The sequence below is a fragment of the Haloarcula rubra genome (genome assembly GCF_019599465.1).
In the GTDB taxonomy this organism is placed as follows: domain Archaea; phylum Halobacteriota; class Halobacteria; order Halobacteriales; family Haloarculaceae; genus Haloarcula; species Haloarcula rubra.
Window position 1 is genome coordinate 826761 of sequence record NZ_RKLR01000001.1, and the last position, 12966, is coordinate 839726.

Genomic DNA, 12966 nt, shown 5'->3' on the forward strand with positions numbered 1-12966 from the left:
GCGTAGTAGCCGTCGCTATGCCAGAACTAGGTAAGGTCGACCGCGAGTTCTTCGGCGAGTACATCTACCCGAACCTCGGTGCCGACCGCGACGACGTGACGCTCGGCCCGCAACACGGCGTCGACTTCGGCGTGGTCGACGTCGGCGAGAAAGCGGTGGCGATGGCCACCGACCCGGTGTTCGTGATGCCGTCGCTCGGGTTCGAGCGCGCGGCGTGGTTCGCCTTCCACATCCTGATGAGCGACGTCGCGGTATCGGGCCTGCCGCCGACGCACCTCTCCATCGACTTCAACCTCCCGCCGGAGATGACGAACGAGGAGTTCCGGACGGTCTGGGAGACGTTCGACGCGGAGGCCCGCGAGTTGGGCGTCTCGGTCGTCACCGGTCACACCGGCCGCTACGCCGGGTGTAACTACCCGATGGTCGGCGGCGCCACCTCGATTTCGGTCGGCGAGTTCGACCAGTTGGTCCGTCCCGACGGCGCGCAGGTCGGGGACCGCGTCGTCGTCACGAAGGGGCCGGCCATCGAGGCGACCGGCCTGCTCTCCATCCAGTTCGAGTCGCTGATGGAGGCCGAGATGGACGCCGCCGACGTCGCGGCCGCCACCGACCGGTTCTACGACATGAGTCCGGTGAAAGACGCGCTCACCGCTGCGGCGGCCGGCCCGGTGAACGCGATGCACGACGCCACGGAGTGTGGCATCTACGGCGGCCTCTACGAGATGGCTCGTGCCGCCGACGTCGGCGTCGAACTGGAGACGGAGAAGGTCCCGATACAGCCGGGCGTCCGCGAAGCCTGCGACTTCTTCGACATCGACCCGTGGATCTCCATCAGCGAGGGGACCCTGCTGGCGGCCGTCGACCCCGACGGCGTCGAAGACGTGCTGGACGCACTCGAGGCCGAGGGCATCCCGGCGGCCGACGCCGGCGTCGTCACTGACGGGAGCGGGTTAGTGGTCGACGGTGAGCCCACGGACCACCCCGGGGTCGACCCCTTCTGGGGGACCTTCGAGGAGTACATGGGGAAACTGCAGGAGTAGTCTACGCGCTTGTTCGCTCCGACGAGGCGCCTACTTCGACGGCATAGCTGGACTGAAGCCACGCTTCTGGGTTGTCCGTGTCGTAGACGACGACGTCGCCGCCGCCCGTGGTGAAACTGCCGTACTGCTCGTCGTTTTCGCCGGAGTCGTTCGGAGCCGGTTCCATTGTCGTACACCGGGTGTGGGCAGTTCTCACACATAAGCGTTTCTCTGGTGTAGTATGAAGTATTATTAGCATACTAGGACGGAGCGCAGTCGGTCGGTTTCGTCGGCGGGCTGTCACACTCGGATTTACCAGACCAGCATCGCTTTGAGGCCGCCGGTCCAGCCTCCGGACATGACACGCGCGGACGCACCGGTGACGCCGCCAGTCGTCCTCACCATCGCGGGGAGCGACTCGGGCGGCGGCGCCGGCATACAGGCGGACCTGAAGACCATCGAGGCCGGCGGCGCCTTCGGCACCAGTGCCATCACGAGCGTCACGGCACAGAACACGACCGGCGTGCAGGGGAGCCACCTCCTGCCGACAGACGACATCGAGGCCCAGATACGCGCCGTCCGGGAGGACTTCGACGTGGCCGCAGTCAAGACGGGGATGCTCGCCGTGAGCGACGTTATCGACCTCGTGGTCGACGAGACGCCCCTGCCGAACCTCGTCGTCGACCCGGTGATGGTCGCCACGTCGGGGGACCGACTGCTCGAACCCGAGGCCGAGGCGGCCTACGAGGAGTTGATCGCCGAAGCCACGCTCGTCACGCCCAACGCCGACGAGGCCGAGGTGCTGACCGACCGGACCATCGACGACCCCGGCGACGCCGAGGCGGCCGGTCGGGATGTCATCGAGATGGGTGCCGACGCCGCCCTCGTGAAGGGCGGGCACGTCCCCGGCGACGAGGTGGTCGACGTGCTGGTGACCGACGACTCGGTGACGACGTTCCGCCACGACCGGGTGGACACCGCGGCCACTCACGGGTCGGGGTGTACGCTCTCCTCGGCCATCGCCACCAGACTGGCCCACGGCGACGCTCTCGACGAGGCCGTCGCGGCCGGCATCGACCTGCTCGCCCGAGCAGTCCGCTACAACCTCGACGTTGGCGAGGGCCCCGGCGCCGTCCACCACACCGTCGAGGTGCGAAACGAGGCCGCCCGCCACGACACCAGCGAGGCCGTCGAACGGGCAGTAGCGGCGCTCGTCGACCGCGACGTCTCGCCGCTCGTGCCGGAGGTGGGGATGACCGTCGCCGGCGCGACGCCCTACGCCGAGACGCCGGACGAGGTGGCCGCCGTCGAGGGTCGCATCACCAGAACGATGGACGGCGTCCGACCGAACCGGGGCGTGCGCTTCGGGGCTGACGGGACCGTCGCACGGTTCCTGCTCGCCGCCCGCGAACACGACCCGGCCCTGCGGTTCGCCGTGAACTGCCGCCTGACCGACGCCGTCGAGGACGCCCTCTCGGACCTCGCCGGCACCGTCTCGGGCTACGACCCGAGCGAGCGACCGGCGGACGTGACCACAGAGGGCACGACGACGTGGGGCGTCGGCGAGGCGTTCGAGGCGAGCGAGGACTCGCCCGTCGCAGTCGTGGACCGCGGCGAGGTGGGCGTCGCCGGGAGCGTCACCCTGCTAGGGAGTGATAGCGAGACGCTGGTCGGACGGGTCGAGACGCTGCTGGAGGCCGTCGAGAGCTAGTCAGTCTCGCCGCCGCCCTCGATGGCCGCGCGACGGGCGATAGCCGCCTCGAAGAAACTCTCGGGGAGGTCCTCGATGTCGCCGGCCTGGACCCGCCAGAGGTTGGCGTAGAGGCCGTTCTCCGCGAGCAACTCGTCGTGGCTCCCTTGCTCGACGACGCGGCCGCCTTCGAGGACGAGGATAGTGTCGGCGTCTTTCACCGTCGAGAGGCGGTGGGCGATGGCGATAGTGGTGCGGTCGGCCGCCAGATCGCGCAGACTCCGCTGGATGATGGCCTCCGTCTCGGTGTCGACGTGGCTGGTCGCCTCGTCGAGGACGAGGATAGCGGGGTCCTTGAGGAAGGTCCGGGCGAGGGCGATGCGCTGGCGCTGGCCACCCGAGAGTTTCACCCCGCGCTCGCCGACCGTCGTGTCGTAGCCGTCGGGGAGGTTCTGGACGAACTCGTGGGCGGCGGCGCGGCGGGCCGCCCGTTCGACGGCCGCGTCGCTGGCGTCGAAGGTGCCGTAGGCGATGTTCTCGCGTACCGTCCCGTAGAAGAGGAACGGTTCCTGCGCGACGTAGCCGACGGCCCGGCGCAACTGCTCGATGGACAGGTCGCGCACGTCGTGGCCGTCGATGCGGACCGCCCCCGACTCGGGGTCGTACAGCCTGACGAGGAGTTTCACGAGCGTCGACTTCCCGCTCCCCGTCGGCCCGACGATACCGACGGTGTCGCCCGGCGAGACGCTGAACGAGACGTCCCGGAGGACCGGCGAGGCGTCGTCGTCCTCGTCGGTCGCGTAGGCGAACGTGACCCCGTCGTACTCGATGTGGCCGTCGACCACGGGCCACTCGACGGGGTCGGTGGGGTCGGCGACCGACGGTTCGGCCTCCAGCAGGGCGTACACGCGGTCGCTGGACGCGCGGGCCCGCTGGTAGTTGTTCACTATCTGGCCGAACTGTGCCAGCGGCCAGATGAACTGCTGGGTGTACAGCATGAACGTGACGAACGCGCCGGGCGAGACGGTCCGGGTGAAGGGCGTCGGCGGACCGTTCAGGACCCAGAACGCGCCGACGGCGAAGGTGAGGGCGAAACTCAGGCCGGAGAGGACCGACAGTCCCGGGAAGAAGGTGATGCGGGTCCGGATGGCGTCCCAGTTGGTGTCGTAGTAGGACTGGGAGGCCTCCCGGACGCGGCCGGCCTCGTAGGCCTCGGCGTGTTCGGTCTTGATGACCTCGATGCCGCCGACGTTGTTCTCCAGTCTGGCGTTCAGGTCGCCGACGCTGGCCCGCATACTCGCGTATTTGGGCTGGATGCGGCGGACGAACAGCGCGGTGAACACCGCGAGCACCGGCACCGCCGTCAGCGAGACGAGCGCCAGCCACGGATTCAGCGAGAGCATGACGAGGCCGACGCCGACGACCAGCGCCACGAGTCGGAGGAACGAACTGACGCCGTCGGTCAGGAACGACTCCAGTTGGTTGACGTCGTTGTTCAGTACGGACAGCAGTTCGCCCGTTCGGGACTGGTCGAAGAAGGTCCGGTCCTGTGCCTGCAGTCGCTCGTAGGCGTCGGTACGCAGGCGGTGCTGGATGTTCTGGGCGAAGCGGTTCCAGCCGTAGTTCTGGAGCCACGACCCCACCGCCCCCAGTACCGTCGCACCGACGAGGATAGCGACGGCCAGCCACAACTGTCCGGCGGCCGTCGTGGGAATCCACGTCTCGGGCACCAGCGGGAGCGTGAACGGGCGCGTCCCGAGGAGGACGGCGTCGATTGCCAGTCCCAGCAACAGCGCCGGGACCAGCCCGGTCGCGCGGGAGAGGAGTGCCATCACGGTCCCGAGCACCGCGTTGCCCGCGTTCTCGCGGCCGTACGCCGCGTAGAGCCGCCACATCGACCCGCCGTCGTCGACGGGCGTCAGCGTCCCCTCGGCGTCCTCACCCGCCACGTCGGCCTCCGCCAGTCAGCGTGCCCTGTCTCATTCGGCCCTCACTACGATTTCGGGAGTGATACGTCGGCCAGTCCGGGTCACGGGAGTCACTCCTGTCCCCCGGAGTGTGACGGCGACGGGCGTTCGTAGACGCGTGCCCAGTCCCGGAGTTCCCCGAACACCGGGCCGAGCGCGGCCGCTTTCTCGGTCGCCTCGTACTCGACGCGTGGGGGAATCTCGCCGTACTGCGTCCGGGTCACCAGTCCGGCGTCGACGAGTTCGTCGAGCCTGACCGAGAGCGTGTTCGGCGACATGTCGAGGGTGCGCTGGAGTTCGGTGAAGCGCCACGGCCGCGGCTCACGCCGGACGAGCCGGTCGAGGAGGTACATCGTGTGAGCCTTCCCGAGGAGGGAGAACAGCGGTGCGGCCGGATGGGTGTCGCAGGACGTCGTCGTACTCATGTCGTTACTACGCTTCCCGAAGCTATGACGGTAGCGGTGCTCTGTGGGGAGGGCTGCGGCATAGCGGCCATCTCCGGACCGCCTCGGGAGACGACCGGCAAAGAAGGGTGGAGCGGTCGTGTCGACGGCGGGCGTTACAGGTCCGACTCGAGCCGAACCTCGTCGTCTGTGATGTGTTCGACCTTCGAGGAGTCGAGTTTGTAGTCGCTCTCGTCGATATCCTCCCACCCGAGCCGAGACATGATCTTGTCCGTGATACCCGGGTCGGGGTCGACGTAGGCCTCGCCGCCGCGGAACCCCGATATCATGCCGACCATCTCGCCGTCGGCGTTCACGACTCGCTTGCCCTCGTCCCGTTCGGTCAGGTTGTTTCGTGCCATTGCATCCAGTGATGCCGGGACTGGCGTCATTGTTATACTGCGAGAACTGGAGTGCGGGTGGAGACCGGTCCGCACTTACCGATTCCTAGGCCGGCGTTAGCTCAGTCGTTGCGGTACTCTTTGCGGAACCCGCGGAACTCCGTCCGGTGGGCCTCTTCGTCGGCCAGCAGCGTGACCGCGAGGTCCTCCGTCACGGGGTCGTCGGCCGCTTCGGCGGCGTCGATGAGGTCGTGGTAGGTCTCGATAGCGTCGTTCTCGGCGTCGAGGACGCCCTCGATGACCGACAGCACGTCCGTCGAGTCCTCGGGTGGCTGGAGCGAGTCCTGTCGCGCGACGAACTCGCCGGACCCCGGTGGCTGGGCGTCGAGTTGCTTGAGTCGCTGGCCCAGCTGTTCGGCGTGCCCCAGTTCCTCCTGGATGTCCTGCTTGAGGCTCTCCTTTATCTCCTCGGCGCGGACGCCGTCCAGGACGATGGCGTTCGTCTGGTAGTTCATCACCGTCTCTATCTCGTCGCCGTACGCCTTTCGCAGCAGTTCGATGACGCGGTCGTCTGCCATGCCCCGGCTTCGAGTGGGACACGTAAACAAAGCAGGGTCGTTGCAATCGGCGTACAGCGTGCTTACTGGCGTCCGGTACGCTTGGCCATCGAGCCCGTTCTCGAGATGGTGTCAAACTACCTGACAGTGGCGGAAGGTTAATGCCGCTGTTGTGCCTGATACTCCACTATTACCGCCGAGCAGTCCCACGACGGCGCGACGGCCGACCCCCGTCTCCGCGACGAGTGCCTCGAACGAATCCCCGGCGGCGGTACCGACGGCGACGTCGTCGTCGTCGGCACCCTCCACGACCACCCCGCCAGTGCGTATCGAGTGCAGTCCGTGGTCGAGCGCGAGTCGCCAGCGGTGCTCGCACTCGAACTCCCGCCGTTGGCGGTGCCCCTGTACGAACACCACGCGAGCGACGCGATGACTCCGCCCACCTTCGGTGGGGAGATGAGCGCGGCGATACAGGCGGCCGACGGCGCGGCGATCGTCGGCATCGACGGCCCGAGTCCGTCGTTCCTCCGGCGCGTCGTCGCCGCCCTCCACCGGGAACGGGCCTCGCTGGAGACGGTCAGGAGGACGGCGCAGTCGGTCCTCTCGCTCACGAAGACGGCGCTCACCCGACGACTGGCAGCCACCCTCGCGACGCTGACGGCGGTGCAGGTGACCGTCGACGTTCCGACGGTGTACGACGCCGGCTGGGGCGACGACGCCGAACGACAGGCGACCGACGAGCGAGAGCGGATGGAGACGGCCGAAGCCATGCGCTCGGCGTTCGACCCGCCGCCGCCGGCCGCCGTCCGCACGACGGCCCGTGAACGCCACATGGCCGACCGACTGGCGACGCTCCGGTCGCGAGGGGACGTCGTCGCCGTCGTTGGACAGGGGCACGGAGACGCCGTCGCCGCACGTCTCGCGGACTGAGTTGCCGAGCGGTCGGTCGTGCGCCAGCCGGACACGACCGGGCCCCGTTCTTAACGAGGGAGGGGGTACCTCGTCGGTATGAGCGATTCACAGGGAGACGAGCGTATCACGGTGTACTCGGACTACGTCTGCCCGTTCTGTTACCTCGGGCGCGAGTCGCTGAAACAGTACCAGTCGACGCGGGCGTCGGAACTGGAGATAGACTGGCACCCGTTCGACCTGCGGAGCCAGAAGCGCAACCCCGACGGCACCATCGACCACTCCGTCGACGACGGGAAGGACGACGAGTACTACGAACAGGCCAAGCAGGGCGTCCGCCGTCTCCAGGAGAAGTACGACGTGGAGATGGACCTCGACATCGCGACCGATATCGACTCCCTGCCGGCACAGGTCGTCTCCTACTACGTCAAGGAGCACTACGACTACGAGACGTGGCTCGACTTCGACGTGGCCGTCTTCGAGGCGCTCTGGCAGGAGGGGCGCGACATCGGCGACGAAGACGTGCTGGTCGAACTGGCCACGGAGGCCGGCGTCGACGCCGACGAGGTGCGCTCGGCGCTCGCCGACGACGCCCTCCGGGCGACGGTCCGCGAGCAGTTCACCGCCGCACAGCAACAGGGCGTCACCGGCGTCCCGACGTTCGCCTACGACGGCTACGCCGCTCGCGGGGCGGTGCCGCCGGAACAGCTCGAACGGCTGGTCGAAGGGACCTAGGCGACGCGGTTCCGGAGCGACTCGCCGCGCGTCGCCCGCTCGACGTTCTCGCGCACGAGTTCGGCGATGTCCTCGTGGTAGTGGTTCGTGAACGCCGCACAGTGGGGCGACATGACGACGTTCTCGTAGCCCCACAGCGGGTGGTCCGTGGGGAGCGGTTCCTCCCAGTAGGCGTCGATAGCGGCTCCCGCGATGCGGCCGTCGTCGAGCGCCGACAGCAGGGCGTCCTCGACGACGACGTCCCCGCGAGCGACGTTGACGAGGTAGGCGTCCTCGGGCATAGTGTCGAGGACGCCGGCGTCGATGAGCCCTTCGGTGGCGTCGGTCAGCGGCACCGCGAGGACGACGAAGCGAGCGTCGGCGACGGCGGTGTCCAGTTCGTCGGGCGTGTACACCCGCTCGACGCCGTCGACGGGGTCGCCCGACCGCCGGACGCCGACCACGTCCATCCCCAGCGCGTCGGCCCGCCGCGCGACCCCCTGTCCGATGGTGCCGAGGCCGACGACGCAGACGCGCTCGCCGGTCAGCGTGAAGGGCACCTCGTAGGCCTCGTGGTCCCAGACGCGCTCGCGTTGCTGGTCCCGGTAGACGTGGAGTCGGCGGGCGAACATCGTGAGGTAGCCGACCACCGTCTCCGGCACCGTGTCGCCGTGGATGCCGGTACTGTTGGTGAGGGCGGTGCCGCTGGCTTCGTACGCGTCGGTGTCGAACTCGTCGTACCCCGCGCGGACGCCGTGGACCCACGCCGCGTCGTGGAACGCCTCGCGAGGCGAGAACGTCACGACGCAGTCGCCGGGACCGTACCGTTCGCCGTCCGTGACTCGTTCGACGGGGACCGACAGCGACGACAGCGACTCGACGAGCGCCGACAGCGGGAACGCCCGCCCGGCCGACTCGTGGACCGCGATGCGTTCGATGTCCATACCGACTTCTCGGGGAGTGCCCTGTTAGTGGTTTCGCGCCCAGCGAGCGCCGTCGCCGGAGCGTCGCCTCCGACTGCGACACAGCCGTCTACCGACCCCAGAACGGCGGTCACCGTTCGTAGAACGCGTCCGGACCGTGGTCGTCCTGCCACGCGAACGCGAACAGCGTCCGGGCTGGAAGCCGGGGCAGCGAGCGCGCGTCCTCGCTCTCGCCCGTGAGCGCGTTCCAAATCGTCTCGTCCGCGCTGAACGTCGTTTCCCCCTCGTGAGTTCGTTCGAACGCGTAGCCGTCGTTCTCGTAGGCGTACAGCGACCCGTCGGCTTCGAAGACGACGACATCTCGGCCGCCGACCGTGTCGGTGACGACGCCACCGGCCGCCCGAACCCGCGGGAGCGGGTAGCCCGTCGCGTCGTCGCCGTCGACGACACCGAGGACGAGCGTCTTCGGGTCGAGGTCGTCGCGGTTCCACTCACGCGGGTCGCCTTCGCCACGCATCCCGTAGCGGCCGAACGCCTCGCGGTCGACGTAGGCCTCGTAGCCGTCCATCGCGTGTCTCTCGCGCAGTTGCGCGTCGGAGGCGTCCGGGCCGCCGCGAACCGGTTGGAGGAACTCGCCGTCGGGGTACTCGGCTCGGAACCGTGCGACGGTCAGAATCGGGGCCGGCCGGGCGTCGAGGCGGGTCCCCTCGAACTGGCCGGCGATAGCCTCGCCCGAGGGCTGTCGCCACTCACTGTCGGTCTCGCGGTCGTACATCACGAGGGCGTCGTCGGCGAGTTTCCCCGAGACGCCGAAGGTCAGCGTGCGGCCGTCGACGGTGCGGTCGTAGACGGCGGCGCTCCAACAGATGGGGCACCACGTCACCGCGACGGAGTCGCCGCCGGCCTCGCCGTTGACGATTTCGTGGTAACTGAGGATGCGAACGGGGTAGGCCCGGAGTGGGTCGCCGTCGACGACGACCACCTCGTCGTCGGGCGCGCCGAAGTAGTGTGCGCCGAACGTCGGGTCGTCGATGCTCGGGATGGCGTCCTTCGGGAGGACGTCGGTGACTGTCACGGTGGCGTCGCTACGCGGGTCGTGTGGAAAGCCGTTGTGCCGCCGGTGAGTCGTCGCACACACCCGCTGCTACGGGTGTAGCGTCAGAAAGAACGGTCGACCGACGCCGCTAGCGACGACCGGTACGGGCTTCGACGCGCATCTCGACGTAGCGGTCCGACCACGTCTCTACGTGGGTCCGGATGGCCCGTGTTACCGTCGCGATGAGTCCGTCCGTCGGGGCGCGGTCGACTGCGTCGTGACTGTCGTCGTAGGACTGCTCTGCCTCCATGGGCCCCTCTGGAAAACTCATTACGTCACGATTTATCACGCCCGGTATAATAAACATTAGGGACTCATCACTGCGCACGCGGACGCAGGCGAGATGAAGCGTTAGTGGCCCCGCAGACCACCGAACTGTCACGAATCATCGCCCGAGACGTCGGACGATACGACAACGCACTTAAGTCCCGATTTACTACACTGGCTTCACGATTCAATGACCACGTCGTCATCGTCCGGTAGCATCCAGAAGACCTTCCTCAAGTACCAGCACGTCTTCGTGTTCCTCGCGCCACTGGCGTTCGTGCTCGGTGTGTACTTCTTCGCACCCACCAGTGGCACCGGGACGGGCTACTGGCTCGAATACTGGTGGCTGTTCCTCGCGTTCATCACCGGCGCCACCATCGTCAACACGGTCGGCATAAGCGGGTCGGCGCTGTTCGTGCCGTTCCTCATCTTCGTCTTCCCGGTCGTCGCCGGAGAGACGCTGACACCGGAGACACTAGTGAAGATTGGCCTCATCAGCGAGTCGTTCGGCCTCTCCAGTTCGGCGCTCGCGTTCATCCAGTACGGCCTCGTCGACCGCCGACTGGCGCTCAGCCTCGTCCTCGGCGGCATCCCGTTCGTCGTCGCGGGTGCGCTCCTCTCGTTCGTCATCCCCGCGCCGGTGTTCCACGCGCTGCTGGGCATCGCCCTCATCGCCGCGTCGTTCCTGCTGTTCAAGGCCGACCTCGGCCACGAGGAACCCGGCGCCGCCGGCGACGAGGAGGCCGGCGTCTCCGCGGACGGCGGCACCGGCGCCGGTCTGCCGAACGACGCCGACAAACTCGGTCCCGCCGGCGTCGAGAAAGACGAGAACGGCACCGTCACGCGCGTCGACAAGGACGGGAACGACTACACGTACTCCCACGGCGGCTACCTCGAGCGCTTCGCCAACTACAGCATCGGCGGCGTCTTCCAGGGCCTCGCCGGGTTCGGTATCGGCGAACTGGGCATCATCTCGATGCTCCGTACCGACGTGCCGGTTCGGGTCGCCATCGGGACGAACCACATCGTCGTCGCGACGACGGCCATCCTCGCGTCGGTAGTCCACGTCTTCGGTGGTGGCCTCGTCCCCGGCGCTCACAGCATCAACCTCGCGTCGACGCCGTGGAACATGGTCGTCTGGACGGTGCCGGCGACGGCCACCGGCGGCCAGATTGCGCCCTACGTCTCGGCCGCGCTCGACACGACCCTCATCAAGAAGGGCGTCGGCGCGCTGTTCGCGGTCATCGCCGTCGCGCTGTTCCTGATGGCAGCCGGTGCCTTCTAACCGCGGCGCGTTCTCCCTTCGAGTATGTACGACGATATCCTCCTGCCGACCGACGGGAGCGACGGTATCGCCGCGGCCGCCGAACACGCCGGGAACTTCGCTCACCGCTTCGGCGCGACGGTCCACGTCCTCTCCGTGGTCGACACGCGCAACCGGTTCGAGAGCCCCACCGCCGGCCTCTCCGCCGAGGCGTGGACGGAGGCCGAACGCGAACGGGCCGAGCAAGCCGTCGAGGACACCGTCTCGGCGCTCCCCGACGACGTGGCCGTCGAGACGGCCGTCGTCGAGGGCGTTCCTCGCTCGGAGATTCTCGACTTCGTGGAGGACGAGGCGATGGACCTCGTCGTGATGGGCACCCACGGTCGGACCGGGCTGGACCACTATCTCATCGGCAGCGTCGCCGAGAAGGTGGTCCGACGCTCGCCGGTGCCCGTGGTTACGGTCCGGTTGACGGAGTGAACGAGGGGTGTGACCACCGGGAGGGAGTCTCGGGAAGCGAACGGCGACCGAGGTGCGTGACTGCCGACGAGCGTTCCAGCGAGGACGTCGAGACGTGAGCGAACCGCCTCAGTCCGGTGTCGACGGCGTCTCGGCGTTCCGTGGCGACACCGGGGACTCGCCGGCCGCCTCGTCCCTGAGTTGCCGGAACGCGACGGCGATCGCTGCGGCGACGAACAGGGAGACGGGCGTCTGAACCAGGACGATGACGAGTTGGGCGACGCCCCGCGGGAGCAAGAGGGACCCCACGAGGCCAGCGACGCCACCGAGCAGGCTCGACGTGGCGACGAGCAGGAAGACCAGTGCGAACAGTCGCACCCAGTGGCCCCTGCTGAGGCGATAGCTCGACCGCAGTGCGTCGACGAAGTTGCGGTCCTCGACGGCGACGTACGGTAGTAGGAACAGGAGAGCGACGTACGCGACGATACCGGGGAGGACGAACAGGAGCGTCCCGAGGAACACGACAGCGCCGTAGACGAGGCCACCGACGGCCAGGTTGAGGAGTGCCAGCGGAACGTTTCGGGTGAGTGCGCCCGCTGGGAACGAGTCACGAGCGCCCGCGACGAACGTCCGCGTAGCGACGACCGAGTGATACAGCGCGAGCACCATCCCGAGGAGAACCCCGACACCAGCGACCGAGAGCGGAACGTCGAGGGTCAACGGGAGCGTCGCGGCCACGTCTTCGAATCCCCACCGGGCGTACAGGACGGCGAACAGCGTGTTGAACGCCGCCTGGAACCCCATCAGCAAGACGAGGTACGTCACGAGCAGTATCGCACCGGTACGACCGACTAGCTGTGACCCCGCTTCGCGCAGGGTCGAACCGATCTGGAGGGCCATCGTTTCGCGGTTCACGGAACGAATACAAAAACGTACTCCCGACGTGTCACGTTCCCTCAGGCCGCTTCGACGAACGCGACGAGGTCCGCGGTGGGGACGAACCCGTCGGCCCGCCGGTCGACCAGTTCGCCGTCGACGAACAGCAGGAAGGTCGGCACGCTCCGGACGGCGAACGCCTCGACGGCGTCCAGGTCCTCGCGGGGGTTGAACACGAGGACGGTGGCGTCGGTGGCACGGGCGACGTTGTCGAGAACCGGCTCCATCGACTGGCAGATGGTACAGCCCTCGGTACGGACCATCACCAGCACGCGGTCGCCGTCGCGCAGGTGCTCGTCCATCTCCTCGCGTGTCCGGACAGTCACGGGCCGGTCGTGGTCTGACGTGCTCATGATGTCGGTAGACGCTCGACCCGGGTAA

At 68.0% G+C, this 12966-nt stretch carries 17 protein-coding genes; 6 read left to right on the plus strand and 11 right to left on the minus strand.

Annotated elements, in window-relative coordinates:
- The first annotated feature begins 17 nt into the window (after positions 1 to 17).
- Entirely contained in the window at positions 18 to 1040 is a 1023-nt protein-coding gene (locus tag EGH21_RS04405; RefSeq protein WP_220617237.1) for an AIR synthase family protein, read from the plus strand.
- A gap of 1 nt (position 1041) precedes the next feature.
- Here the strand turns inward: EGH21_RS04405 and EGH21_RS04410 are convergent, their stop codons facing one another.
- The gene (locus EGH21_RS04410; RefSeq protein WP_220617238.1) at positions 1042 to 1206 is read right to left on the minus strand and encodes a DUF7331 family protein; all 165 of its coding nucleotides are present in this window, start codon (positions 1204 to 1206) and stop codon (positions 1042 to 1044) included.
- A gap of 171 nt (positions 1207 to 1377) precedes the next feature.
- Here EGH21_RS04410 and thiD point away from each other — a divergent pair, with 171 nt between their 5' ends.
- Complete coding sequence (thiD, locus tag EGH21_RS04415) at positions 1378 to 2730, plus strand: bifunctional hydroxymethylpyrimidine kinase/phosphomethylpyrimidine kinase (protein ID WP_220617239.1); 1353 nt, start codon at positions 1378 to 1380, stop codon at positions 2728 to 2730.
- Here the strand turns inward: thiD and EGH21_RS04420 are convergent.
- The 5 genes from EGH21_RS04420 to EGH21_RS04440 all read right to left on the minus strand — a co-directional run bounded on the left by EGH21_RS04420 (position 2727) and on the right by EGH21_RS04440 (position 6326).
- Positions 2727 to 4604 carry an ABC transporter ATP-binding protein gene (locus EGH21_RS04420; RefSeq protein ID WP_220617318.1) on the minus strand — a complete coding sequence of 626 codons (1878 nt, stop codon included), beginning with the start codon at positions 4602 to 4604 and terminating at the stop codon, positions 2727 to 2729. The two genes, thiD and EGH21_RS04420, sit on opposite strands and share 4 nt — an antisense overlap.
- Positions 4605 to 4747: 143 nt before the next feature.
- On the minus strand, positions 4748 to 5101 hold the full coding sequence (locus EGH21_RS04425; protein WP_220617240.1) for a winged helix-turn-helix transcriptional regulator: 354 nt from the start codon (positions 5099 to 5101) through the stop codon (positions 4748 to 4750).
- A gap of 134 nt (positions 5102 to 5235) precedes the next feature.
- A complete protein-coding gene (locus EGH21_RS04430) occupies positions 5236 to 5481 on the minus strand; it encodes a PRC-barrel domain containing protein (protein ID WP_220617241.1) in 246 nt (81 codons plus the stop codon).
- Between the two features lie 101 nt (positions 5482 to 5582).
- Entirely contained in the window at positions 5583 to 6038 is a 456-nt protein-coding gene (locus EGH21_RS04435; protein ID WP_220617242.1) for a ferritin-like domain-containing protein, read from the minus strand.
- A gap of 111 nt (positions 6039 to 6149) precedes the next feature.
- On the minus strand, positions 6150 to 6326 hold the full coding sequence (locus EGH21_RS04440) for a hypothetical protein (protein ID WP_220617243.1): 177 nt from the start codon (positions 6324 to 6326) through the stop codon (positions 6150 to 6152).
- Positions 6327 to 6359: 33 nt separating this feature from the next.
- On the opposite strand from EGH21_RS04440, the gene EGH21_RS04445 reads away from it, so the two are divergent.
- Both EGH21_RS04445 and EGH21_RS04450 read left to right on the plus strand, forming a co-directional pair.
- Entirely contained in the window at positions 6360 to 6947 is a 588-nt protein-coding gene (locus EGH21_RS04445) for a hypothetical protein (RefSeq protein WP_220617244.1), read from the plus strand.
- A gap of 78 nt (positions 6948 to 7025) precedes the next feature.
- Positions 7026 to 7661, plus strand: coding sequence for a DsbA family oxidoreductase (locus tag EGH21_RS04450; RefSeq protein WP_220617245.1), 636 nt, complete (start codon positions 7026 to 7028; stop codon positions 7659 to 7661).
- Here the strand turns inward: EGH21_RS04450 and ddh are convergent.
- From ddh to EGH21_RS04465, 3 genes are all read right to left on the minus strand, one after another.
- Positions 7658 to 8584, minus strand: coding sequence for a D-2-hydroxyacid dehydrogenase (gene ddh, locus EGH21_RS04455; protein ID WP_220617246.1), 927 nt, complete (start codon positions 8582 to 8584; stop codon positions 7658 to 7660). The genes EGH21_RS04450 and ddh overlap by 4 nt on opposite strands.
- Positions 8585 to 8693: 109 nt before the next feature.
- Positions 8694 to 9638 carry a DUF3179 domain-containing (seleno)protein gene (locus EGH21_RS04460; protein ID WP_220617247.1) on the minus strand — a complete coding sequence of 315 codons (945 nt, stop codon included), beginning with the start codon at positions 9636 to 9638 and terminating at the stop codon, positions 8694 to 8696.
- A gap of 109 nt (positions 9639 to 9747) precedes the next feature.
- The gene (locus EGH21_RS04465) at positions 9748 to 9930 is read right to left on the minus strand and encodes a hypothetical protein (protein ID WP_220617248.1); all 183 of its coding nucleotides are present in this window, start codon (positions 9928 to 9930) and stop codon (positions 9748 to 9750) included.
- A gap of 186 nt (positions 9931 to 10116) precedes the next feature.
- Here EGH21_RS04465 and EGH21_RS04470 point away from each other — a divergent pair, with 186 nt between their 5' ends.
- Both EGH21_RS04470 and EGH21_RS04475 read left to right on the plus strand, forming a co-directional pair.
- Positions 10117 to 11211 carry a sulfite exporter TauE/SafE family protein gene (locus tag EGH21_RS04470; protein WP_220617249.1) on the plus strand — a complete coding sequence of 365 codons (1095 nt, stop codon included), beginning with the start codon at positions 10117 to 10119 and terminating at the stop codon, positions 11209 to 11211.
- Between the two features lie 24 nt (positions 11212 to 11235).
- Positions 11236 to 11670: a universal stress protein gene (locus EGH21_RS04475; RefSeq protein ID WP_220617250.1), complete on the plus strand. Its 435-nt coding sequence runs from the start codon at positions 11236 to 11238 to the stop codon at positions 11668 to 11670.
- Between the two features lie 108 nt (positions 11671 to 11778).
- Here EGH21_RS04475 and EGH21_RS04480 read toward each other — a convergent pair whose 3' ends face one another.
- Both EGH21_RS04480 and EGH21_RS04485 read right to left on the minus strand, forming a co-directional pair.
- A complete protein-coding gene (locus EGH21_RS04480; protein WP_220617251.1) occupies positions 11779 to 12549 on the minus strand; it encodes a DUF7847 domain-containing protein in 771 nt (256 codons plus the stop codon).
- 56 nt (positions 12550 to 12605) lie between these two features.
- Positions 12606 to 12938, minus strand: a complete 333-nt coding sequence (locus EGH21_RS04485) for a thioredoxin family protein (protein WP_220617252.1) — start codon at positions 12936 to 12938, stop codon at positions 12606 to 12608.
- Between the last annotated feature and the right edge of the window lie 28 nt (positions 12939 to 12966).

Bases quoted from the DNA above. Each gene is read 5' to 3' on its own strand.
- ddh (WP_220617246.1), bottom strand. From the start codon at position 8,584: ATGGACATCGAACGCATCGCGGTCCACGAGTCGGCCGGGCGGGCGTTC.
- EGH21_RS04475 (WP_220617250.1), top strand. From the start codon at position 11,236: ATGTACGACGATATCCTCCTGCCGACCGACGGGAGCGACGGTATCGCC.
- thiD (WP_220617239.1), top strand. From the start codon at position 1,378: ATGACACGCGCGGACGCACCGGTGACGCCGCCAGTCGTCCTCACCATC.
- EGH21_RS04405 (WP_220617237.1), top strand. From the start codon at position 18: ATGCCAGAACTAGGTAAGGTCGACCGCGAGTTCTTCGGCGAGTACATC.
- EGH21_RS04465 (WP_220617248.1), bottom strand. From the start codon at position 9,930: ATGAGTTTTCCAGAGGGGCCCATGGAGGCAGAGCAGTCCTACGACGAC.
- EGH21_RS04450 (WP_220617245.1), top strand. From the start codon at position 7,026: ATGAGCGATTCACAGGGAGACGAGCGTATCACGGTGTACTCGGACTAC.
- EGH21_RS04420 (WP_220617318.1), bottom strand. From the start codon at position 4,604: ATGTGGCGGCTCTACGCGGCGTACGGCCGCGAGAACGCGGGCAACGCG.
- EGH21_RS04485 (WP_220617252.1), bottom strand. From the start codon at position 12,938: ATGAGCACGTCAGACCACGACCGGCCCGTGACTGTCCGGACACGCGAG.
- EGH21_RS04435 (WP_220617242.1), bottom strand. From the start codon at position 6,038: ATGGCAGACGACCGCGTCATCGAACTGCTGCGAAAGGCGTACGGCGAC.
- EGH21_RS04410 (WP_220617238.1), bottom strand. From the start codon at position 1,206: ATGGAACCGGCTCCGAACGACTCCGGCGAAAACGACGAGCAGTACGGC.
- EGH21_RS04480 (WP_220617251.1), bottom strand. From the start codon at position 12,549: ATGGCCCTCCAGATCGGTTCGACCCTGCGCGAAGCGGGGTCACAGCTA.
- EGH21_RS04470 (WP_220617249.1), top strand. From the start codon at position 10,117: ATGACCACGTCGTCATCGTCCGGTAGCATCCAGAAGACCTTCCTCAAG.
- EGH21_RS04425 (WP_220617240.1), bottom strand. From the start codon at position 5,101: ATGAGTACGACGACGTCCTGCGACACCCATCCGGCCGCACCGCTGTTC.
- EGH21_RS04430 (WP_220617241.1), bottom strand. From the start codon at position 5,481: ATGGCACGAAACAACCTGACCGAACGGGACGAGGGCAAGCGAGTCGTG.